Below are 21,152 nucleotides of genomic sequence, written 5' to 3' on the forward strand. Positions count from 1 at the left end.
CTATCGGTCCCCGAAGATCGTGCGGTGCCAGTCCTTGCGCGGCACCGCCGTGTTGTCGAACATGACGTGCTTGATCTGGGTGTACTCCTCGAACGAGTACGCGGACATGTCCTTGCCGAAGCCGGACGCCTTGTATCCGCCGTGGGGCATCTCGCTGATGATCGGGATGTGGTCGTTGACCCACACACAGCCCGCCTTGATCTCGCGGGTGGCGCGGTTCGCCCGGTAGACGTCGCGGCTCCAGGCGGAGGCGGCGAGACCGTACGGGGTGTCGTTGGCCAGCCCGATCCCCTCGTCGTCACTGTCGAAGGGCAGGACCACGAGCACCGGCCCGAAGAGCTCGGACTGGACGATCTCGCTGTCCTGGGCGGCGTCCGCGACCAGGGTGGGGCGATAGTACGCACCGTTCTTGAGATCCCCCTGAGGAGCCTCGCCGCCGGTCACCACGCGCGCGTAGGCACGCGCCCGGTCGACGAAACCGGCGACCCGGTCGCGCTGGACGTGCGAGATCAGCGGTCCGAGATCGGTGCCCGGCGCGAACGGGTCGCCCAGCCGGACGGTCTCCATGAGGGCGGCCGTCCGCTCGACGAACGCCTCGTAGAGGGGCCGCTGTACGTACGCGCGCGTGGCGGCCGTGCAGTCCTGCCCGGTGTTGATGAGCGCGCCCGCGACCGCGCCGTGGACGGCCGCCTCCAGGTCGGCGTCGTCGAAGACCACGAAGGGCGCCTTGCCGCCGAGCTCCAGGTGCAGGCGCTTGACGGTCGCGGTGGCGACCTCGGCGACCCGCTTGCCGACCGCGGTGGAGCCGGTGAAGGAGGTCATGGCCACGTCCGGGTGGCCGACGAGGTGCTCGCCGGCCTCCTTGCCGGTGCCGCTGACGATGTTGATCACGCCGTCGGGGATCCCGGCGTCGGTGGCCGCCTGGGCGAAGAGCAGCGAGGTGAGCGGGGTGAGCTCGGCGGGCTTGAGGACGATCGTGTTGCCCGCGGCGATCGCCGGGAGGATCTTCCAGGCGGCCATCTGGAGGGGGTAGTTCCAGGGCGCGATGGAGCCGACGACGCCGATGGGTTCACGGCGTACGTACGAGGTGTGGTCGCCGGAGTACTCGCCGGCCGACTGCCCCTGGAGGTGGCGGGCGGCACCGGCGAAGAAGGCGGTGTTGTCGATGGTGCCCGGGACGTCGAACTCGCGGGTCAGCTTGAGCGGCTTGCCGCACTGCAGGGACTCGGCGCGCGCGAAGTCCTCCGCGCGTTCGGCGAGCACGGCGGCGAAGCGGTGCAGGGCGTCGGAGCGTTCGCCCGGGGTGACCGAGGACCAGCCCGGGAAGGCCGCGCGGGCGGCGGCGACGGCCGCGTCCACGTCGGCGGCGCCCGCCAGCTCGTACGTGTACACCTCCTCGCCGCTCGACGGGTCGACGACGGCGTGCGTACGGCCGGAGGTGCCCTTGGTCAGGCGCCCCGCGATGAACTGCGCGCCGTCCGCGAAGCGGTCCTGGGCCGGGAATCGTTCCGGGGTGGCACTGCCCGGGTTGTGCATGTCGCTCTCGCTCTCCTCCGCCGTCGCCCCGCGTGTGTCGAATGCGGGTGGCGTAGCTCCAGCTCGATTTGAGTGCCGATCCTGACAGAGCTATGGGCACTCAACAAGTGATTCCGTTGTTGCCTTTTGGTTACGCGACGGAATCTGTCGACCAGGTGTCGAGTCGGCCTGGAAAAGGGAGGACGGAGTGTCAGTGGTGACTGCCAGACTCGGGTGCATGGAGAGAACCACGGGGGAGATCACGTCCTGGGAGACCCTGACCAAGGAAGTGCGTTCGGGGGCGAAGGTGAAGTACCTGCACTTCTGGGGGCACCGCCCGCGCCCGGACGGACAGGTGGGCGCGAGCTGCCTGAGTCAGTGGTGGCCATCCCCGTTCACCGTGGACGGCGTGGCCTACCGGACGGCCGAGCACTGGATGATGGCGTCCAAGGCGCGCCTCTTCGGTGACCCGGAGGCCGAGCGCGCCGCTGTCGAGGCGCGGAGCCCGGCCCAGGCCAAGAAGGCGGGGCGGCTCGTGCGCGGCTTCGACGACGCCGTATGGGAGCGCGAGCGATACGGGATCGTGGTGGAGGGCAGCGTCCACAAGTTCACCGCGCACGCCGATCTGCGGGAGTTCCTGCTGGGCACCGGGAACCGCGTGCTGGTCGAGGCCAGCCCCGTGGACCGCATCTGGGGCATCGGGCTCGCGGCGGACGACGAGCGGGCCGGGAACCCGGAGCTGTGGCGGGGGCCGAACCTGCTGGGGTTCGCGTTGATGGAGGCGCGGGGGCGGTTGCGGGAGTGAGGGTGCGCCAGTAGGAAAGCGCATCCGGTCTTCCCCTCGGTCGCCCCTACGACACGAAGACCAGCAAGGCGATCATCCCGACGGCCAGGGCCAGCCCCACCGAGCCGCAGATGATCCCCGCCAGGGCCTGGCCCGCGTTCGTGGCCTCGCCCCGCCGCGCCTTCTGCCGGGCGAGCACCCCCAGGACCACAGCAACGATCCCGCCGATGATGGCGATCGGCCACATGCAGAAGCCGACGGCCGAGATGATGCCGACGATCATCGCGGCCGTGCCCATCCCGTTGTTCGGCGCGGGCGCCATGCCGGGCCAGCCGTAGTAGGCGCCGGGGCCCTGGGAGTGCGGGGCGTGGGAGCCGTAGCCGGGTCCGGGCGGGGCCGGGTAGCCGTAGCCGCCGGGGTAGCCGTACGGGGCCTGGCCCGGACCGCCGGGGGCGATGGGCGGTGGGGGCACCTGCTCCTGGCCGTAGGGCGCGGCCGGGTAGGGGGCGATGGGGGCGAAGGGGTTACCCGGGCCGTTCGGGGGCGCGAAGGGGTTGGCCTCGCCGTTCGGCTGGGCCGACGGGGTGCGGGGCGAGGACCAGGGCTGCGGTGCCTCGGGGCTGCCGGTGGGGCCCGTACCGCCGAAGGGCGGCACGGCGTCGGTCGGAGCGGTACCGTGCGGCGGCGTACCCCCCACCCCTGGCATCGACGTGACCGTCTGCTGGTCGTGCACGGAGGACGACGGCGGGGAGACCGGCGGCATCACGGACTCCGCGTCGGCGACGGTCATACCGGGGCCGGGCGGAGAGTCCTGCGGCGGCGTCGGCCACGGCGTGGACCCCGCCTCGGGCCGGTCGGATCCCTGGTCGCCCGGCGCGGCCCACGGGTCGCGGGGAGCGTCGGCGGGCTCACCGGCCCCACGCGTCGGCGTCGGCCCGGGAGCGGCGTTTCCCTGCGCTTCCGGCGTCTGCGCGTCGTCGGACATGCGCGGGCCCCCCTCTGTCGAACGTTCCGTCATGCTAAGGCCCGGGACCGTCCGGCGTGACCCCGGCCTACGATGATCCCCGAGTCACCGATCAGCCGATCACCGCGTCCCGCCGCACACCGGCCGGGGACGCCGTTCCCGGGGAGGAACCTTGACCGACCACCTCATCGAGCCCCGTGTCCCGCGCGACCTGCACGCCTTCATCGCGTCGCTGCCGAAGGCCGAACTGCATGTGCACCATGTGGGCTCCGCCTCCCCGCGGATCGTCTCGGAACTGGCCGCCCGCCACCCCGACTCCATGGTGCCGACCGATCCCGAGGCCCTGGTCGACTACTTCACGTTCACGGACTTCGCCCACTTCATCAACGTGTACCTGTCGGTCGTCGACCTGATCCGCACCCCGGAGGACGTCCGGCTGCTGACGTACGAGGTGGCCCGGGACCTGGCCCGGCAGCAGGTGCGCTACGCCGAGCTGACCATCACGCCGTTCTCCTCGACCCGGCGCGGTATCGACGAGGGCGCCTTCATGGACGCGATCGAGGACGCCCGCAAGGCGGCCGAGGCGGACTTCGGGACCGTACTGCGCTGGTGCTTCGACATTCCCGGCGAGGCCGGTCTCGAGGCCGCGGAGGAGACGACGCGGCTGGCCACCGACGACCGGGTGCGCCCTCAGGGGCTGGTGTCCTTCGGGCTCGGCGGGCCCGAAATAGGCGTACCGCGGCCGCAGTTCAAGCCGTACTTCGACCGGGCGATCGCCGCGGGCCTGCGGTCGGTGCCGCACGCGGGCGAGACCACCGGACCCGAGACGGTGTGGGACGCGCTGAACCACCTGCGCGCCGAGCGCATCGGACACGGCACCAGTTCCGCGCAGGACGAGAAGCTCCTCGCCCACCTCGCCGAGCACCGGATCGCCCTGGAGGTGTGCCCGACCTCCAACATCGCCACCCGCGCGGTCCGCACCCTCGACGAGCACCCGATCAAGGAGTTCGTGAAGGCGGGCGTCATGGTCACCATCAACTCCGACGACCCGCCGATGTTCGGCACCGATCTCAACAACGAGTACGCGGTCGCCGCCCGGCTGTTGGACCTCGACGAGCGGGGTCTGGCCGACCTGGCCAAGAGCGCGGTGGAGGCGTCCTTCCTCGACACGGCCGGCAAGGCCCGCATCAAGGAAGAGATCGACACCCACACCTCGGCCTGGCTCGCCCCCTGACGGCCACCACAATGGGCGCATGCAGAAGCTGACCGCCGTGGCGCACCGCGGCGACCCCTACCGCGTCCGTGAGAACACCATCGACTCGCTGCGTTCCGCGCTCCGACTGGGCGCGGACGCGGTCGAGATCGACGTACGGCTCACCCGTGACGGCGTGCCCGTGCTGCTGCACGACGAGACGCTGAAGCGGCTGTGGGAGCACGACCGCCCGCTGCTGTCGCTGTCGTCGGACGAGGTGTGCGGGCTCACCGGCGACGAGGTGCCGACGCTGGCCCGGGCGCTCGCCGCGACCGGCGACAGCCGGGTGATGCTCGACCTGCCGGGCACCTCCGACGTGCGGGTGGCACGCCGGGTCGTGGACGTCGTGCGCGAGTGCGGCGCCGAGGAGCGCGTGTACTACTGCGCGGACGCCACCGCCATGCTCGCCGTGCGTGCCGCCGATCCGGCCGCCGAGATCGCGCTGACCTGGACGACACTGGCGCCGCCGCGGCCCGCGCTGCTGGCCGCGGTCCGGCCGCGCTGGCTCAACTACCGCTTCGCGCTGGTCGACCGCGCCCTCGCCGAGCGCGTCCACACCGACGGCTACCTGCTCTCCGTCTGGACCCCCGACACCCGTCGCTCGATGCGCCGCCTCATCGACATCGGCGTCGACTCGATCACCACCAACCGCGTCGACATCCTGTGCGCCCTGCGGGACGGCGTCTGACGTCGCGGGAGCGCTACACGCGTGATTCCTGAGGGACGGTAGCGGGGTCGGCCGGCGTCGCGCGGGTGACGTACTGCGGCACCGGGGCGTCGTCCTCGCCGGTGTCGCGGACCAGGCCGTAGCGGATCGCGCCCTCGGGAGGGCCGGCCGTGATGTCCTCGGTCACCTTGTCCCAGGTGGTCGGGAAGACGGTCAGGCCGTAGGACGCGCCGCGCTCGTTCTGGTTGAGGGTGACGGTGCCGTCGACGTAGAAGTACTCGTTCTGCCACATCTGCTGGGTGCCCTCGGGCAGGACCGTGTAGCCGATGTCCGGGCCGCCCATGCCGGTGACGTAGCCACGGTCGGAACCGTCCCCGACGACGTCGTCCATACGGCGGCCGCCACCGGAGGCGACGTGGAAGATCTCGCCCTTCAGACCGGTCCAGGTCGGCATGGTCAGCCCGCCGGACCGGTCGTGCGGCGCGATCTGCCAGCGCACCAGGACATAGCCCTGCCCGCTGAGTGTCACGCTCTCGCCGCGGTGCTGCATCACGGCCTGCGGGCCGCCGGTGCTGGTGATCCCGGACTCGGGCCGGCGCGGCAGCGCCGCGGGCTTCGCGTTCGGGTCGGGCGCCCGGTCGACGGCGTCGACGACGCTGCCGTACAGGTCGGTCTTCTTCGTCACCGACGGCGAGGGGGACGGGGCGGCCGAAGCGGGCGGCGGCGGGGCGGAGGTGACCGCCGGGGCGGAGCTGGTGACGGTCGCGCGCGGTGGCGGGACGGGATCCGGGGGCTGCGTGACGACGTACGCGCCGCCCGCGACGATGGTCGCGCCCGCCGTCATGGCGACGGCCGGCTTGGTGAGCGCGCCCAGCACCTTGGCGGACCAGCCGACGGAGGTGCCGGCGAGGGTGGCCGCGGCCGCCGTCTTGCCGCCGAAGACCAGCGAGAGGGTGAAGCCGACGGGGATCGGGACGAGCGCGATCCCGACGAGCAGGCGCTCCGCCGGTACGACGGGCTCGCGGGCGTCGCCGCAGTAGCCGCAGCCCCGCAGGTGCCGGGCCAGCCTCTTGCGCCAGACCGAGTCGGGGCGGCCGTTCCAGCGGGCGGTCACCTCGCGCAGGTCCGGGCAGGCGCCGTCGAGGGCGCGCACGATGCCGCGCGAGGTCTCCAGGCGCTCCTTCATCCGCTGGACGCGCACGGCGGCGTGCTGCCGGCTGATGCCGACGGCCGCGGCGAGCTCGCGCCGGGTGAGTTCGCCGGCGACCTCCAGCCACCACAGGGACAGCAGCTGGCGGTCGTCGTCGTCGAGCCAGCGCACCGCCTCCGCGACCTCACGCCGCTGCCCCTCCAACTGGAGCCGCAGCACGGTCAGTTCGGCGAAGTCGGCGGCGTCCTGCGGTGCCGACTCGTCCAGCCGGTCGGTGGTCCTGCGGCGGGCCCGGTCCCGGATCTGCCGCATGGCGATCGCCACCAGCCAGGACCGGAAGCTGTCCGGGTCGCGCAGCGAGCCGAGGTTGTCGACGGCCCGCAGCATCGTCTCCTGGACGACGTCGTCGACGTCGGCGTGACCGTTCAGGGCCCGGCCGACGATGTTGTACACCAGCGGCAGCCAGCCCGCGACGAGCTCGTCCAGCGCCTGCCGGTCGCCGGCCTGGGCGGCGGCGATGGTGGAGCGCCAGTGCTGGGTGTCCACGGGGCCCTTTCGGTGGCGGTGACTCAGGTGACTCATGTGTCGGCTGAGGTCAGTGGTCTTCTGCACGCACCCTCTCAGGCAGTCCGGGGCCGGTGGCTATGTCCGGGATCACAGTGCGGAGACGGTGTGAAGGCCGCGGGGATAACAGTTTTTCGGCGCCCTTAGGGGGCGCCCCTGACAACCCCCTTGCCGGGCACGGCAGTTACTAGGGGTTCCACCAGGGTCCGGTGCCCTCCTCGCCGACGATCCGGGGATCGCCGTACGCGCAGAAGATGATCAGCAACACATACGTCGACCTCTGGAGCAGACGCATGCGCGCCCGCCGCCGTACGACCGTCCTCGCCGCCTCCCTCGTCCTCGCCCTGGGGGCCGTCCCCCTGGCCGCCCCCGCGTTCGCCGCGTCCGGACCGGCCGCGGCGCACGCCACCACGACCGGACCCGACACCGAGGCCCTGGAGGCCGCGATCGCGGGCCTTCCGGACCAGGACGCCACCGCGGCCCTCGTGCGGGTGGGCGGCAAGGGGAGCTGGCGCGGGACGGCCGGGGTGCGCGACCTGAGAACCGGGGCGCCCGCACTGGAGAAGGCGCGGTTCCGGGCCGGATCGACGACGAAGATCGTGACCGCGGCGCTCGCGCTGCAACTCGCGGCCGAGGGCCGGATCTCCCTGGACGGGACGGTCCAGCAGTACCTGCCCGGCCTCCTCACCGAGGACTTCGCGCCGATCACCGTCCGGCAGCTGCTGAACTTCACGAGCGGCCTGCAGCCCGGGGCGTCCCTCGGCAACACCACCGAGGAGATGTACCCGCACCGCTTCGAGACGCTGACGCCCGAGGAGGTCGTGGCCGCGTCGGTCGCCAAGGGTCCGAACCCCGACCACGCACCCGGCGAGCGGCAGTTCTACAGCAACATCCACTACACCGTGCTCGGCATGCTGATCGAGAAGGTCACCGGCGACTCGTACGCCCACCAGGCGGCCGTACGGATCTTCCGCCCGCTCGGCATGCGGCACACCTCGTTCCCCGCCGGCCCCGACCCCCGCATCCACGGACCGCACAACCGCGGATACGACTGGTTCGACGGCAAGCTGGTGGACGTGACCGACTGGAACATGTCCGACCGGTGGGCGGCCGGGGACATGATCTCGACGAACGCGGACCTGGAACGGCTGCTGGTGGGCGTGTTCCGCGGCCGTGTCGTGCCCGAGCCGCAGCTGAAGGAGATGTTCGCGGTGCCGGACGTGCCGGACGCCACGATGGGCGCGCCGTTCTCGCCGTTCAAGCTGAACGGCCGGACGGTCTGGGCCAAGACGGGATCCCGCCCCGGCTACCACACGGTCGTCGCGGCCACCCGCGACCTGTCCCGGACCGTGGTCTACTCCGTCAACTCGACGGACGCGCGGGGCGACGGCGAGGCCATCGCCCGGCGCTTCGCCTTCCCCGCGTTCAACCGCTGACGACGGCAGGGGCTGGAGGCGCTGCCGTCGTGAGCGCCTCCAGCCGCTTGATCCTCTTGCGTACGACGTACAGCGGGATCACCCCGAAGACCCCGAAGGCCATGTCGATCACGCTCCACCAGAAGGGGATCCCGCGGATCGGCCCGCAGATCAGCGCGAGCGGGACGATCCCGGCGCAGGCGATCATCCCGAACTCGACGACCCAGATGTTGCGGACCGGGTCGCGGTAGGGGCCGTAGAAGGCGACCGCGATGACGAGGTGCGCGAAGGCCAGCCAGTCCGTGCCGTACAGCACGAAGGGGTACTCGGCGTCGACGACGTCGAGCCCCTGCCGGACCCGCTCGATCCAGTCCATGAGCCCGGGCAGGTACTCCGGCACGGACAGCACCCGCAACAGGTCCTCGGTCCAGCGCAGTTCGTGGACCAGGGGGAAGGCCGTGGCGCCGCTGAGCACCAGGCAGACGACGAAGAGGGCCAACCACGCGCGGATGCCCTTGAGCAGGGCGGCTCTGTCGCTCATGGCAGCAGCGTACGCCGTTAATTGAACACGTTCAAAACCTTACGCGCACCGGAGCTACGGTCCGGCGCGGCTCGCGGACGGGGCGCTGGTCTCGCCGGGCTGTGAGGTGGGAGTCGGCGTCGGCGCGAAGGAGGGGGCGAACGTTCCGGCCGGGACGGAGGGGCTGGGGGTCGCGCCCCTCTCGGTCGGCGGGAGGCCGGTGGGCACAGCGGTCGCCGACGGGGTGGGCGGGACCGAAGGACTGCTCGCGGGCGGCGGGGCGAGCGGGACCGACGGGGTCGCGGGTGCCTCCTGCGTGGCCAGGCGGAACGGCAGCGCGGCGAGGGCCGCGACCGCGCACGTCACGCCCACCCCCGCCGCGGCGCGCAGCAGACGGCGGCGGCCGGCCCGGCGGCGGATCGCCTCGTAGCGGCCGGCGGGTGGGCCGAGGTAGTCGGAGGCGGGTCGCAGGATGACGGCGAGCGGGTCGTCGGGCTCGAACTCCGGACCCTCGTCAGCGTGTGTGATCAAGACTTCTCCCCAGATGGGCGCGGAGCAGTTCACGGGCCGCGTGGAGGTCGGACTTGACGGTTCCTTCCTTACGCCCGGTCAGCGCGGACACCTCCCGGATCGGCATGTCGGCGTAGTAGTGCAGCAGGATCGGGACGCGCAGCCGTTCCGGCAGCGACTGCACCAGCAGGCGTACGGACGGGTCGGCCTGTTCGGCCGGTGGGCGTACGGCTGCTTCGGCGGTGGCCCGGCGTACGGCCCTGCGTTCGCGCTCCAGTTTGCGCCAGTGGTCCCGGACGAGGTTGGCCGCGGTGACGTAGAGGAAGCCCCGGGGCTCCGACACCGATGTCCAGCGGCCCCAGAGCCGGGTGAAGGCCTCCGAGGCGATCTCGTGGGCCGTCTCGTCGTCGTCGACCAGCCGGCGGCACCAGCCGGCGAGGCGTGGGTAGAGGGCGGCGAACAGCTCGGACGCTGCCCTCTCGCGGGACCGTTTCAACGTTCTCCTGCGGAACTCGACGCCGAAGCCGACGCGGCGAAGACGATCACGTTGTCGCGATAGCCGTCACCGGTGAGAGGCCCGCCGCAGGTGACAAGACGCAACTCCGGCCGGTTCACGTTCCCGTAGACCTCCGCCGCGGGGAATTGCGCCTTGGCGACCGTCCGTACCTCGGTGACGGCGAACTCGGCCGTCGTGCCGTTCTCCAGGCGCGCCGCGATCCGGTCACCCCGGCGCAGCCGGTCGAGGTGCCGGAAGACCCCGTCCCCGAAGTCGCCGACCGTGACATGCCCGAGGATCACCGACGGACCGGTCTGGCCCGGCGTCGGCGAGTGCCGGTACCAGCCCGCCCGGTCGTTCGCCGTGATCGGCGGCACCTGCACACTGCCGTCCGCGGCCAGCCCCAGCTGCATCACCGGGGTGTCGACCCCGATGGCCGGGATCCGCAGCCCGACCGGGACCGAACGCCCGAGGGCCTGCCGCGCCGTCGCCGAGGACCGCTCGGGTGACGGCGTGTTCGTGGGGCGTGCGGCCGGGTCCGGGTCGGACGGGGAGCCGCCGCAGCCCACGAGCAGTGAGGCGGTCGCCGCGGTGACGAAGGCGCGCCTGGAGAGCGAGGTCATGCCCCGGTCGCCCGCCGACGCCGTACGACGTAGAACGCGGCGCCGCCGACTGCGAACGCCGCGGCGGCACCCCCGCCGATCAATCCGCCGGTGGATCCGGACTGCGCCGACTCCTCGCCGACACCGGTGTCGGGCGCTCCGCTCGGCACCACGGACACCTGGCCCGGCGAAGGCGCCAGGGTCGGTTCGGCACTCGGCGAGACGTCGGTCGGAGCTTCGCTCGGTGCGGTGGTCCCGGACGGGACCGGGGTCGCGTCGGCACCGGCGGACGGGACGCTGGTGGGGGCCGGGGTCGGGGTCCCCCCGTCGGCGAACGCCGGCACGGCACCCGCCAGTACGGCGGTGCAGGCAAGTGCCATGGCCCTCAGGACAGTTCGGCGCATGAATCGCTCTCTCTCGTCGGTCCGCCCGCCCGGTGGCTCGGCGGGCTGGGTTGCAGATCGACGGGAGAGACGAGGCAGCGCGGCACCGCGTTGTAAAGAGATGGCAAAGTCGCCCTGGAGCCGGATCACGCCGCCGGACACCGACCCAGGACACCAGCCCAGGACACCAGCCCAGGACACCAACCCAGGACATCAGCCCGTACGGCGTCCCCCGCCTCCGGCGACCGGATGCCCCGGCAGGCTGACGTCCACGGTCAGTCCGCCCTGCGGACGCGTCCGGGCCAGCACCCGTCCCCCGTGCGCGGCGACGACCGCGGCGACGATCGACAGACCCAGGCCGACGCCGTCCCGCTTGCGGACCCGCTCCGGACCCAGCCGGCGGAACGGCTGGAACAGCCCCGGCGCCTGCTCCGGCGAAATCACCGGCCCGCTGTTCTCGATCCGCAGACCGGCCCGGCCGGCCGGGTCGAGGCCGGTCCACACCCGCACCCACCGCTCCTCACCCGCCGCCGCGGGGAGGTTGTGCCGTACGGCGTTGTCGGTCAGGTTGACCACCAGCCGCTCGATCAGCTGCGGATCACCGAACACGGGCGCCGGATCCAGCCGGGCCTCCACCCGAGGGCCTCCGGTCGGCAGCCGCTCCCGCACGATCGCCGTGAGGTCGACGAACTCCCGCCGCTCCAGCCCGCGTTGGCTGCGCGCCAGGGTCAACAGCGCGTCGATCAGCCGTTCCTGCTCCTCCCCCGCCGCCCGCGACCGCAGCAGCGCGGCGCGCAGGGTGTCCACGGACGCGTCGGGGTCGGCGAGGGCCACGTCCACGATCGTCTGCTGAAGGGTGAGCGGGGTGCGCAGTTCGTGCGAGGCGTTCGCGACGAACCGCTGCTGCGCCTCGAACGCGCCCTCCAGCCGGGCGAGTACGTCGTCGATGGTGTCCGCCATCGCCTTCAGCTCGTCGTCGGGTCCGGGCACCGCCAGCCGCTCGCGCAGGTTGTCGGCGGAGATCCGGCGGGCCCGCGCCGTCATCGTGCGCAGCGGCTCCCGGACCCGCCCCGCCATCAGCCACCCCAGCGCCACCGACACCACGGTCATCACCGCCAGCGCCACGACCGACTCGATGAGCAGCGGCTCCCGCAGCACGAGGGTGGTTTAACTCGATCGTGTGATGGTCGACTTGCGGGCTTGCGGCGCCCTGGGCCGACCGGGTTAACGTGATCGTGCGATCTGGGACGCCGGGTACGGCGCCAGCGTGCGGGGTCCCCGCTCCACCGGAGTGATGGTTCGGGGCCTCCCCGTCGCCTCTGGCCGTATCCACCTGGCCAGGTCGTGCAGGGAACTGGCCTCCTGGGCTCGGACCACGCACAGGATGCGTGTCGCCGCCTCAGGGTTGAGTACGCCGGGGACCAGTGCGCCCAAGACCGTTCGGGGCGTGCGGCTGAGCGTGCTCACGCCCGCCCAGTCCAAAGGAACGGTCGGCGGCCTCGTTCCAGGCTAGTTCGAGGCGCTCATCAGCCGGGACCTCAGTGCCCGGCGCGGCCCCACGGAGTTCGCCACGGCGAACTCCTTGGGGCTGAGCGGCAATTGAGCCCTGTCCCGGGTGACGACCCGGCGGGCCGGGTCGAGCCGCAGCTCCCCGTGGACCAGTACCGGCGGCAGCGCGGGCTGCGCACGGCGCCCCAACGCCCGTATCCGGGCGACGAGTTCGGTGAACGCGAACGGCTTCGGCAGATAGTCGTCGGCCCCCAGACCGAGCCCCGCGACCCGATCGGCCACCGTCCCGGACGCGGTCAGTATCAGCACCCGCGCCCGGCTTCCGCTTTCGGCGAGCGTCCGGCACACCTGGTCCCCGTGGACGCCGGGCAGGTCGCGGTCGAGGACGACGACGTCGTATCCGTTGACCTCCCCGCGCTCCAGGGCGGTCGGCCCGTCGAAGGCCAGGTCGACCGCCATCCCCTCCCGGCGCAGCCCGGCGGCGACGGTCTCGGCGAGCTCTTCATGGTCCTCGACCACCAGCACACGCATGCGGTCAGTGTGGAGGGCGGGCGGTTACAGGGCGATAAGGGCCGCCGTTCCCGTGCCGTAACCGGCGGGGCGGTTGTGTGGTCGGCGTGAGCAACAGCCGTACCGCAAACGGAGGAAACACCATGCCCGCACCGGCCACCCGCCCCCGGCGACTCGCCCTCGCCCTCGTCGCGATCACAGCCGTCACCCTCGGCACGATCAGCGCCTCGACGGCCGCCGCGTCCGACACGAGCGCCGCCACGGACGACCCGCCCCGCGGCCGGCCCAACCGGCCCGGTCACGCGGTGGGCTACGAGCCGACCGAGAACGCCCCGGACGACGTCAACGAGGCCAACGACGACTTCGCCGCGTGCATGCGCGGCGAGGGCCAGACGTTCTACCCGGACTTCCACGCGGAGAAGGGCGACGACGGCTCGGTCCGCCTGCGCGTGACCCTGAAGGGCGACCGGGCCGACATGACCGACGTCGCCGGCAAGGAGTACCGCGAGGCGATCAAGAAGTGCGCCCCGGTCCTGGAGGACGCCGGGATCACCTTCCCGTCCGCACCCGACCTGCCGAAGCACCCCGGCCGGCCCGGCAAGGGTGAACTGCCCGAGCTCCGCAAGCACTTCAAGTCCGGCGACGAGCTGCCGTCCCTGACCCGCAGCGCCTGACCACCACGGAGGGGGGACAGCGCGGCCCCGGACGGTGACCGAACCGTCCGGGGCCGCGCTGTACGCCGTACCGGCTAGGAGTCCAGCGAGGTCATCACGTGCTTGATCCGCGTGTAGTCGTCGAAGCCGTACGAGGAGAGGTCCTTGCCGTAGCCGGACTTCTTGAAGCCGCCGTGGGGCATCTCGGCGACCAGCGGGATGTGGGTGTTGATCCACACGCAGCCGAAGTCGAGCTTCTTGGACATCCGCATCGCGCGGCCGTGGTCCTTGGTCCACACGGAGGAGGCGAGGGCGTACTCGACGCCGTTGGCCCACTGAACGGCCTGGTCCTCGTCGGAGAAGGACTGGACGGTGATGACCGGTCCGAAGACCTCCTTCTGGATGATCTCGTCGTCCTGCTTGAGGCCGGAGACGACGGTCGGCGCGTAGAAGTAGCCCTTCTCGCCGACCTGGTGGCCACCGGTCTCGACCTTGGCGTGCGCGGGCAGCCGCTCGATGAAGCCGGAGACCTGCTTGAGCTGGTTCGGGTTGTTGAGCGGGCCGTACAGCACGTCCTCGTCGTCCGGCTGCCCGGTCTTGGTCTCGGCGGCGGCCTTCGCCAGCGCGGCCACGAACTCGTCGTGGATGGCCTCCTGGACGAGGACGCGGGTGGCGGCCGTACAGTCCTGCCCGGCGTTGAAGAAGCCCGCGACGGAGATGTCCTCGACGGCCTTGGGGATGTCGGTGTCGTCGAAGACGACGACCGGCGCCTTGCCGCCCAGCTCCAGGTGGACCCGCTTGAGGTCCTTGGACGCCGACTCGGCGACCGACATGCCCGCCCGCACGGAACCGGTGATGGAGGCCATCGCCGGGGTCGGGTGCTCGACCATCAGGCGGCCGGTGTCACGGTCGCCGGTGATGACGTTGAAGACGCCCTTGGGCAGGATCGAGCCGATGATGTCGGCGATCAGGACCGTCGAGGCCGGGGTGGTGTCCGACGGCTTCAGCACCACCGTGTTGCCCGCCGCGAGCGCCGGGGCGAACTTCCACACGGCCATCATCATCGGGTAGTTCCACGGCGCGACCTGCGCGCAGACACCGACCGGTTCGCGGCGGACGATCGAGGTCAGGCCCTCCATGTACTCGCCGGCCGAGCGCCCCTCCAGCATCCGGGCCGCGCCCGCGAAGAAGCGGATCTGGTCGACCATCGGCGGGATCTCCTCGGAGCGGGTCAGCCCGATCGGCTTGCCCGTGTTCTCCACCTCGGCCGCGATGAGGTCCTCGGCCCGCTCCTCGAACGCGTCAGCGATCTTCAGGAGGGCCTTCTGGCGCTCGGCGGGGGTCGTGTCGCGCCAGGCCGGGAAGGCAGCGGCGGCGGCCGCCATGGCGGCGTCGACATCCGCCTGCCCGGACAGCGGCGCGGTCGCGTACGCCTCGCCCGTCGCGGGGTTGACCACCTCGGTGGTCCGCCCGTCGGCGGCGTCCCGGAACTCACCGTCGATGTAATTGCGCAGACGACGCAGCTCGGTGCTCACTGCCGGCCTCCTGTGTCGGGTCGAATGTGTGGGGTCGAATATGTCGGGTCGGACTGTCCATTGACTGAGACACCCACCCTAATCCGCCCGCCCACGTTTTCAACACCCCCGATCGCGCCATTGCTGCGAAATCCGCAGGTCTCAGTCACGTAAACAACGAATTTCATCGCCTCGACCTTGCGGAAGTGTCGAGACGTCGTGCACAGTGACGTCGTGGCCAGTCGAAGCGCAGACCCCAGGGACTCCCGCGAGTCCAGGCACGGCACCCCCCACCTGGATGCCGTCTCCCTCGCCATCGTCGAACAGCTCCAGGAGGACGGCCGCCGGCCGTACGCCGCCATCGGCAAGGCCGTCGGTCTGTCCGAGGCCGCCGTGCGCCAGCGCGTGCAGAAGCTGCTCGACCAGGGTGTGATGCAGATCGTCGCCGTCACCGACCCGCTCACCGTGGGCTTCCGCCGGCAGGCGATGGTCGGCATCCGCGCGGAAGGCGACGTGGAGTCCGTCGCCGACGCGGTCACCGCAATGTCCGAATGCGAGTACGTGGTGATGACCGCAGGCTCCTTCGACCTGATGGTGGAGATCGTCTGCGAGGACGACGACCACCTGCTGGACGTCATCAACAAACGCATCCGAGCCATCCCCGGAGTGCGCTCCACCGAGAGCTTCGTCTACCTCAAGCTCAAGAAGCAGACCTACATGTGGGGAACCCGATAGCCGTGAGCAAGGACCTCAGCCAGACCGCGTACGACCACCTGTGGATGCACTTCACCCGCATGTCCTCGTACCAGAACTCCCCCGTCCCGACCATCGTCCGGGGTGAGGGCACCTACATCTACGACGACCAGGGCCGGCGCTACCTCGACGGTCTCGCGGGTCTGTTCGTGGTCCAGGCCGGTCACGGCCGCACGGAACTCGCCGAGACCGCCTTCAAGCAGGCGCAGGAGCTGGCGTTCTTCCCGATCTGGTCCTACGCCCACCCGAAGGCCGTCGAGCTGGCCGAGCGCCTCGCGCACCACGCGCCCGGCGACCTGAACAAGGTCTTCTTCACCACCGGCGGCGGCGAGGCGGTCGAGACCGCCTGGAAGCTCGCCAAGCAGTACTTCAAGCTGACCGGCAAGCCCACCAAGTACAAGGTCATCTCCCGCGCGGTCGCCTACCACGGCACCCCGCAGGGCGCCCTGTCCATCACCGGCCTGCCGGCCCTCAAGGCACCCTTCGAGCCGCTCGTCCCGGGCGCGCACAAGGTGCCGAACACCAACATCTACCGCGCCCCGCTCTTCGGCGACGACCCCGTGGCCTTCGGCCGCTGGGCCGCCGACCAGATCGAGCAGCAGATCCTCATGGAGGGCCCGGACACGGTCGCCGCGGTCTTCCTGGAGCCGGTGCAGAACGCGGGCGGCTGCTTCCCGCCCCCGCCCGGCTACTTCCAGCGGGTCCGCGAGATCTGCGACAAGTACGACGTGCTGCTGGTGTCGGACGAGGTCATCTGCGCCTTCGGCCGCCTCGGCACGATGTTCGCCTGCGACAAGTTCGACTACGTCCCGGACATGATCACCTGCGCCAAGGGCATGACCTCGGGCTACTCCCCGATCGGCGCCTGCATCATCTCCGACCGTCTGGCCGAGCCGTTCTACACGGGCGACAACACCTTCCTGCACGGCTACACCTTCGGCGGCCACCCGGTGTCGGCCGCGGTGGGTCTGGCCAACCTCGACCTGTTCGAGCGCGAGAACCTCAACCAGCACGTGCTCGACAACGAGGGCGCCTTCCGCGCGACCCTGGAGAAGCTCCACGACCTGCCGATCGTCGGCGACGTCCGCGGCAACGGCTTCTTCTACGGCATCGAGCTGGTGAAGGACAAGCACACCAAGGAGTCCTTCGACGACGAGGAGACCGAGCGCGTCCTGTACGGCTTCCTGTCGAAGGCGTTGTTCGACAACGGCCTGTACTGCCGTGCCGACGACCGCGGCGACCCGGTCGTCCAGCTCGCCCCGCCGCTGATCTCCAACCAGGAGACGTTCGACGAGATCGAGCAGATCCTGCGCGCGACGCTCACGGAGGCGTGGACCAAGCTGTAGCCTCCCGCGGCCCGCGGCCCGGGTGCACCCGTACGAGTGAGAACGGGCGCACCCGGGCCGCGTGCTGTCCGGCGTCGTGGCCCCGGATCCCTAGCGTGCCCTGTAACCGATCGGCCCTGCCTTCGTTCCCCCGCACGGGGGAACGGCACAGGGAATTACGGATCTGAACGAGGTGTACGCCCATGGTGGCCCCGCCGGACAACGACGTGCTCTGGGCACGCGCCCTGCACTTCACCCACAAAGACGGCTCGCCCGCGCTCAGCGGCGTCTCGCTCGGCGTCCGCGAGGGCGAGATCCTCGCCGTCAGCGGACCGCGCGGCAGCGGCAAGTCGACCCTGCTGCGGTGCCTGTCCGGCCTGGTCCCCGCGCAGCGCGGCGAGGTCTGGTTCAACAGCGCACCCGTGCACACCATGGGCGCGATGACCCGCGAACGTCTGCGCCGCGACCGCTTCGGCTGGATCGACCCGGCCCCGGCCCTCGTCCCCGAGCTGAACGTCTGGGAGAACGCCGCCCTGCCGCTGATGCTGCGCGGCACCAGCCGCCGCCGCGCCAAGACCGCCGCCCTGGAGTGGCTGGAGCGCCTCGACATCGGCGACAGCACCCGCAAACGCCCGCACGAACTGCGCCAGTCCGAACGCCAGCGCGTCTGCATCGCGCGGGCCCTGGCCCCCGCTCCCACGGTCCTGTTCGCCGACGAGCCGACCGCGCCCCTGCACCGCGCCGACCGCGCCCACGTCCTGCGCACCCTCACCACGGCGGCCCGCTCGCACGGCATCACGGTGGTGCTGGCCACCCACGACGCGGACACCGCCGCCCTCGCCGACCGCACGATCTCCCTGCTGGACGGGCGGCGCGTGAACACCGTGCACCTGCCCCCGGTCACCGAGACGGAAGGCCGGGCAGCCACGTGCTCGCTCTCCGCCTGACCCGCGGCGCCCACCCGGCCGTCCAACTGCGCCGCCTCCTGGTGGCGGCGGCCTCGGCAGGCACGGGCTTCCTCCTGCTGTGCACCCTCGGCTACGCGATGAGCCACCCGGACGACCCCGCGGGCTCGATGCTCCGCCTGGCCTGGTGCGCGACTCCGCTGGCCGCCACGGTCCACTTCGCCGTCGCGGTGGCCCGCACCGACCCCGCCACCAAACCCCGTCCCGGCCTCTCTGCCATCGGCCTCGGACCGACCCGCCTGATGGCCGTCACGGCCACCACAACGGCCCTGTCCTGCACGCTGGGCTCGATGCTCGCCCTCCTCGTCTTCCTCCACCTGCGGGGCGACCTCACGGGCATGCCCTTCGACGGTGCGGCATCGGAGTTCCTGGCAGCCGAGGACCCGCTGCCGTTGCCGGCCGCGCTGACGCTGCTCGCCCTGACACCGGCGATCGCGTCGGTGGCGGTGGGCTGGGTCCTGAGGCCACGGGAGGACAGGCCGACCCGGACGCGCACCGCGGGCCGGTCGTTCGGCCGCTTCGGTGCGTACGGCAACCCGCCCGCGCGGGAGACCTTCGGAGCGTACGGCCGCTTCGGCGCCCGCCTGCGAGCCGCGGGCAGCCGGACGGCGGAGCCCGCGGACGGCCGCGCCGCTGGGTCGGCTCCCGACCCGAGGACGGGCGCCGGCGCCCCGCAAGCGCGGACGAGCGAACCCAGCCCCGCAGCAGCCCTCACCCCGGGCACCATCACCGCGGACCTGGAGGACCTCGACGCTCTTCCCCCACCCCCTCAGACGGCCCCCCGGGGCCTCCCCTGGGGCATCGCCGTACTGGCCGCTGGTCTCGCGGTGGAGGCATACGCCACCCGCACGGCGACCGGCGCGCCCGTCACCATGCCCGGCGGCCTCGCCACCGCCGGCCCGGCCTCCGTCCTCGTCGGCTGGATCCTCACCGCCACCGGCCTCGCCCTCGCCGGCCCCGGCCTCACCCACCTCTGCGGGCGCCTCCTCCAGACCGCCCGCCCCGGCGCCCTCCGCCTCCTCGCCGGCCGCGTCCTCATGGCGGAGGCCGGCCGCATCGGCCGCCCCATCGGCGTCGTCTGCGCGGTGGCGTCAGGCGCGTACGCCATGGCCGCGCTGTACGACACGGCGGAACCCTCCTTCGGCCCGCTGACCACCCTCGGCCTGCTCCTGGTGACCGGCTGCACGGTGGCGACCCTCCTCACCGCCGCCACAGAGGCCAAGCACGCCCGCGCCGACACCACCGCCGCGCTGCTGCGGCTCGGCGCCCCCGCCACGATGCTGCGCAGTGCCGCCGCCCTCCGCGCCGGCGCGCTGCTGGCCCTGTTCGGCCCGCTCACGCTGGTCGTGGCCGAGCTGGCGGCGCTGCCGCTGGCCGCCTGAAGGACCGTACGAGAACCGGGCGAAAAAACTTTCCGCCCGCCGATGAGTTCCGCCGGGTCGTAGCGTCTACCCCACCGAACGCCACATACCTGATGGGAGAGACCGATGAGCTCGACGTACCAGCAGATGATCTTCGTGAACCTGCCCGTGAACGACCTCGACGCCTCGAAGAAGTTCTTCACGGAGCTGGGGTACTCGATCAACGCTCAGTTCAGCGACGACAACGCGGCGTCCGTGGTGATCAGCGACACCATCGTCGCCATGCTGCTCACCAAGCCGTTCTACTCGACCTTCACCAAGAAGGAGATCGTCGACGCCGCGAAGTCCAGCGAGGTACTGATCGCGCTGAGCGCCGAGAGTCGCGAGAAGGTCGACGAGCTGGTCGACAAGGCGCTCGCGGCGGGCGGCTCCCCGGCGGGCGAGCCCCAGGACCACGGCTTCATGTACGGCCGCTCCTTCGACGACCTCGACGGCCACACGTGGGAGGTCATGTGGATGGACCCGACTGCCGTCGAGGGCTGAACCACTGTGCCTAGCATGGGCGGGTGCAGACGATGCCCGCCCATGCGGCCCACCACAACGACCGTGAGATCGAGACCCTCGACGAGTTCGACGCGACGGTCTCGGCCCGTGCGACGCTCGCCGGTTTCCGGGTCCAGGCCGTCGACCTGACGGACCGTACGCGCGAGTTGCTCACGACGGACACGGCAGGTGCCGTCTTCCTCGGCTGCCCCATGCGGGAGGACGCGGCGGCCAAGGTCCGGGCGGACGGCGCGATGGTCTTCCCGCCCGTCCCCGACCTGCCCTTCGACCCGTACCGGGGCCTGCTCTACTCCCCCGACGAGTTGTTCGCGTCCCTGGCTGACGGCTACGAGTCCACGCCCGACGCCCTCGCGTACGCCTGGTTCCAGCGGACCAAGGCCGACCACGACATATTCGCCTCCACTCTCCGCTCGATCCACGACGACTCCGTCTCGGACGCCCTCGACGAACTCCTGCGGGGGACACCCGTGGTGGGGGTGATGGGCGGCCACGCGATGGCCCGCGGCACGGAGGCGTACGCCGGTGCCGCACGGCTCGGCCGGGAGCTGGCCCGCGCCGGTCTCACGGTCGCCACCGGCGGCGGCCCGGGCGCGATGGAGGCGGCGAACCTCGGCGCGTACGCCGCCCCGTACGACGCCGCGATGCTGGCCGACGCGCTCCGACTCCTCGCCAAGACACCGAAGTTCACGCCGTCGATCACCGAATGGGCGTCGGCCGCCTTCGAGGTGCGCTCCCGGTGGCCCAAGGGCGGTACCTCCGTCGGCATTCCGACGTGGTTCTACGGCCACGAGCCGCCGAACGCCTTCGCCTCGCACATCGCCAAGTACTTCGCCAACGCCACCCGCGAGGACGGCCTGTTGGCCCGCTGCACCGCGGGTGTGGTCTTCCTGCCGGGCGCCGCCGGGACCGTACAGGAGATCTTCGACAACGCGACGCCGAACTACTACGAGTCGCGCGGCGAGCCCACGCCGATGGTCCTCGTGGACCGGGCGCACTGGACGGAACGGCTGCCCACGTGGCCGCTGCTTCAGGCGCTCGCTCGGGAGCGTGCGATGGAGGACCGAATCGCCCTGGTTGACCGGATCGAGGAGGCACCGGAGGCGCTGAAACGTCTTGGCAGTTAAACAGACGGTAAAGCAACCGCTTGTAGCCTGCATATGCGTTGACACTTCTTAT

Annotated in this window: 21 protein-coding genes and 1 pseudogene; 11 read left to right on the top strand and 11 right to left on the bottom strand. The window is 71.7% G+C overall.

The genetic code is table 11. From position 1 onward, the window contains the following. Nucleotides 1-1,536, bottom strand: coding sequence for a gamma-aminobutyraldehyde dehydrogenase (locus OG252_RS16200; protein WP_329336860.1), 1,536 nt, complete (start codon nucleotides 1,534-1,536; stop codon nucleotides 1-3). A 217-nt stretch (nucleotides 1,537-1,753) separates the two neighbouring features. On the opposite strand from OG252_RS16200, the gene OG252_RS16205 reads away from it, so the two are divergent. Continuing rightward, complete coding sequence (locus OG252_RS16205; RefSeq protein ID WP_329336862.1) at nucleotides 1,754-2,320, top strand: NADAR family protein; 567 nt, start codon at nucleotides 1,754-1,756, stop codon at nucleotides 2,318-2,320. A 46-nt stretch (nucleotides 2,321-2,366) separates the two neighbouring features. On the opposite strand, the gene OG252_RS16210 is transcribed toward OG252_RS16205, so the two are convergent. Continuing rightward, nucleotides 2,367-3,284, bottom strand: coding sequence for a DUF4190 domain-containing protein (locus tag OG252_RS16210; protein ID WP_329336864.1), 918 nt, complete (start codon nucleotides 3,282-3,284; stop codon nucleotides 2,367-2,369). A gap of 151 nt (nucleotides 3,285-3,435) precedes the next feature. On the opposite strand from OG252_RS16210, the gene OG252_RS16215 reads away from it, so the two are divergent. After that, nucleotides 3,436-4,497 (top strand): adenosine deaminase, encoded by a 1,062-nt coding sequence (locus OG252_RS16215; RefSeq protein WP_329336866.1) that lies wholly within the window; start codon nucleotides 3,436-3,438, stop codon nucleotides 4,495-4,497. A gap of 19 nt (nucleotides 4,498-4,516) precedes the next feature. Further along, nucleotides 4,517-5,203, top strand: coding sequence for a glycerophosphodiester phosphodiesterase (locus OG252_RS16220; protein ID WP_266433214.1), 687 nt, complete (start codon nucleotides 4,517-4,519; stop codon nucleotides 5,201-5,203). Between the two features lie 13 nt (nucleotides 5,204-5,216). Here OG252_RS16220 and OG252_RS16225 read toward each other — a convergent pair whose 3' ends face one another. Next, the gene (locus OG252_RS16225) at nucleotides 5,217-6,878 is read right to left on the bottom strand and encodes an RNA polymerase sigma factor (RefSeq protein ID WP_266433216.1); all 1,662 of its coding nucleotides are present in this window, start codon (nucleotides 6,876-6,878) and stop codon (nucleotides 5,217-5,219) included. A gap of 311 nt (nucleotides 6,879-7,189) precedes the next feature. On the opposite strand from OG252_RS16225, the gene OG252_RS16230 reads away from it, so the two are divergent. Then, entirely contained in the window at nucleotides 7,190-8,332 is a 1,143-nt protein-coding gene (locus OG252_RS16230; protein WP_329345150.1) for a serine hydrolase domain-containing protein, read from the top strand. On the opposite strand, the gene OG252_RS16235 is transcribed toward OG252_RS16230, so the two are convergent. The 7 genes and pseudogenes from OG252_RS16235 to OG252_RS16265 all read right to left on the bottom strand — a co-directional run. Further along, nucleotides 8,322-8,852 (bottom strand): hypothetical protein, encoded by a 531-nt coding sequence (locus OG252_RS16235; RefSeq protein ID WP_266433218.1) that lies wholly within the window; start codon nucleotides 8,850-8,852, stop codon nucleotides 8,322-8,324. The genes OG252_RS16230 and OG252_RS16235 overlap by 11 nt on opposite strands. A gap of 54 nt (nucleotides 8,853-8,906) precedes the next feature. Beyond that, entirely contained in the window at nucleotides 8,907-9,362 is a 456-nt protein-coding gene (locus OG252_RS16240) for a hypothetical protein (protein WP_329336870.1), read from the bottom strand. Continuing rightward, a complete protein-coding gene (locus tag OG252_RS16245; RefSeq protein ID WP_329336871.1) occupies nucleotides 9,346-9,837 on the bottom strand; it encodes an RNA polymerase sigma factor in 492 nt (163 codons plus the stop codon). The genes OG252_RS16240 and OG252_RS16245 overlap by 17 nt, the downstream gene beginning before the upstream one ends. Continuing rightward, on the bottom strand, nucleotides 9,834-10,460 hold the full coding sequence (locus OG252_RS16250) for a class F sortase (RefSeq protein WP_329336873.1): 627 nt from the start codon (nucleotides 10,458-10,460) through the stop codon (nucleotides 9,834-9,836). Before OG252_RS16250 ends, OG252_RS16245 begins: the two co-directional genes overlap by 4 nt. Further along, nucleotides 10,457-10,843 carry a sortase-dependent protein gene (locus OG252_RS16255; RefSeq protein WP_329336875.1) on the bottom strand — a complete coding sequence of 129 codons (387 nt, stop codon included), beginning with the start codon at nucleotides 10,841-10,843 and terminating at the stop codon, nucleotides 10,457-10,459. Before OG252_RS16255 ends, OG252_RS16250 begins: the two co-directional genes overlap by 4 nt. 192 nt (nucleotides 10,844-11,035) lie before the next feature. Next, nucleotides 11,036-11,980 carry a sensor histidine kinase gene (locus OG252_RS16260; protein ID WP_329336876.1) on the bottom strand — a complete coding sequence of 315 codons (945 nt, stop codon included), beginning with the start codon at nucleotides 11,978-11,980 and terminating at the stop codon, nucleotides 11,036-11,038. Nucleotides 11,981-12,311: 331 nt separating this feature from the next. Beyond that, nucleotides 12,312-12,862, bottom strand: a pseudogene (locus OG252_RS16265) (response regulator transcription factor); the annotation flags it as partial. Nucleotides 12,863-12,984: 122 nt separating this feature from the next. Between OG252_RS16265 and OG252_RS16270 the strand changes: the two are divergent. After that, the gene (locus OG252_RS16270; RefSeq protein ID WP_329336878.1) at nucleotides 12,985-13,515 is read left to right on the top strand and encodes a hypothetical protein; all 531 of its coding nucleotides are present in this window, start codon (nucleotides 12,985-12,987) and stop codon (nucleotides 13,513-13,515) included. 74 nt (nucleotides 13,516-13,589) lie between these two features. On the opposite strand, the gene OG252_RS16275 is transcribed toward OG252_RS16270, so the two are convergent. After that, nucleotides 13,590-15,029, bottom strand: coding sequence for a gamma-aminobutyraldehyde dehydrogenase (locus OG252_RS16275; RefSeq protein WP_266433232.1), 1,440 nt, complete (start codon nucleotides 15,027-15,029; stop codon nucleotides 13,590-13,592). Between the two features lie 198 nt (nucleotides 15,030-15,227). On the opposite strand from OG252_RS16275, the gene OG252_RS16280 reads away from it, so the two are divergent. The 6 genes from OG252_RS16280 to OG252_RS16305 all read left to right on the top strand — a co-directional run bounded on the left by OG252_RS16280 (nucleotide 15,228) and on the right by OG252_RS16305 (nucleotide 21,100). Then, complete coding sequence (locus tag OG252_RS16280) at nucleotides 15,228-15,743, top strand: Lrp/AsnC family transcriptional regulator (RefSeq protein WP_266433234.1); 516 nt, start codon at nucleotides 15,228-15,230, stop codon at nucleotides 15,741-15,743. Further along, nucleotides 15,728-17,107: an aspartate aminotransferase family protein gene (locus OG252_RS16285; protein ID WP_329336881.1), complete on the top strand. Its 1,380-nt coding sequence runs from the start codon at nucleotides 15,728-15,730 to the stop codon at nucleotides 17,105-17,107. The genes OG252_RS16280 and OG252_RS16285 overlap by 16 nt, the downstream gene beginning before the upstream one ends. A gap of 182 nt (nucleotides 17,108-17,289) precedes the next feature. Then, nucleotides 17,290-18,033: an ABC transporter ATP-binding protein gene (locus OG252_RS16290; RefSeq protein WP_266433238.1), complete on the top strand. Its 744-nt coding sequence runs from the start codon at nucleotides 17,290-17,292 to the stop codon at nucleotides 18,031-18,033. After that, complete coding sequence (locus OG252_RS16295) at nucleotides 18,015-19,433, top strand: hypothetical protein (protein WP_266433239.1); 1,419 nt, start codon at nucleotides 18,015-18,017, stop codon at nucleotides 19,431-19,433. The genes OG252_RS16290 and OG252_RS16295 overlap by 19 nt, the downstream gene beginning before the upstream one ends. Nucleotides 19,434-19,538: 105 nt before the next feature. Continuing rightward, nucleotides 19,539-19,955 carry a VOC family protein gene (locus OG252_RS16300; RefSeq protein ID WP_266433241.1) on the top strand — a complete coding sequence of 139 codons (417 nt, stop codon included), beginning with the start codon at nucleotides 19,539-19,541 and terminating at the stop codon, nucleotides 19,953-19,955. A gap of 23 nt (nucleotides 19,956-19,978) precedes the next feature. Beyond that, nucleotides 19,979-21,100 carry an LOG family protein gene (locus tag OG252_RS16305; protein WP_329336885.1) on the top strand — a complete coding sequence of 374 codons (1,122 nt, stop codon included), beginning with the start codon at nucleotides 19,979-19,981 and terminating at the stop codon, nucleotides 21,098-21,100. The last annotated feature ends 52 nt before the right edge of the window (nucleotides 21,101-21,152 follow it).

The sequence above is a fragment of the Streptomyces sp. NBC_01352 genome (assembly GCF_036237295.1).
Lineage (GTDB): Bacteria > Actinomycetota > Actinomycetes > Streptomycetales > Streptomycetaceae > Streptomyces > Streptomyces plumbiresistens.

What these genes read in the sequence shown, in the direction of transcription:
- OG252_RS16200 (WP_329336860.1), bottom strand. Translation starts at nt 1,536, where the DNA reads ATGCACAACCCGGGCAGTGCCACCCCGGAACGATTCCCGGCCCAGGAC.
- OG252_RS16205 (WP_329336862.1), top strand. Translation starts at nt 1,754, where the DNA reads ATGGAGAGAACCACGGGGGAGATCACGTCCTGGGAGACCCTGACCAAG.
- OG252_RS16210 (WP_329336864.1), bottom strand. Translation starts at nt 3,284, where the DNA reads ATGTCCGACGACGCGCAGACGCCGGAAGCGCAGGGAAACGCCGCTCCC.
- OG252_RS16220 (WP_266433214.1), top strand. Translation starts at nt 4,517, where the DNA reads ATGCAGAAGCTGACCGCCGTGGCGCACCGCGGCGACCCCTACCGCGTC.
- OG252_RS16230 (WP_329345150.1), top strand. Translation starts at nt 7,190, where the DNA reads ATGCGCGCCCGCCGCCGTACGACCGTCCTCGCCGCCTCCCTCGTCCTC.
- OG252_RS16235 (WP_266433218.1), bottom strand. Translation starts at nt 8,852, where the DNA reads ATGAGCGACAGAGCCGCCCTGCTCAAGGGCATCCGCGCGTGGTTGGCC.
- OG252_RS16250 (WP_329336873.1), bottom strand. Translation starts at nt 10,460, where the DNA reads ATGACCTCGCTCTCCAGGCGCGCCTTCGTCACCGCGGCGACCGCCTCA.
- OG252_RS16255 (WP_329336875.1), bottom strand. Translation starts at nt 10,843, where the DNA reads ATGCGCCGAACTGTCCTGAGGGCCATGGCACTTGCCTGCACCGCCGTA.
- OG252_RS16270 (WP_329336878.1), top strand. Translation starts at nt 12,985, where the DNA reads ATGCCCGCACCGGCCACCCGCCCCCGGCGACTCGCCCTCGCCCTCGTC.
- OG252_RS16290 (WP_266433238.1), top strand. Translation starts at nt 17,290, where the DNA reads ATGGTGGCCCCGCCGGACAACGACGTGCTCTGGGCACGCGCCCTGCAC.
- OG252_RS16300 (WP_266433241.1), top strand. Translation starts at nt 19,539, where the DNA reads ATGAGCTCGACGTACCAGCAGATGATCTTCGTGAACCTGCCCGTGAAC.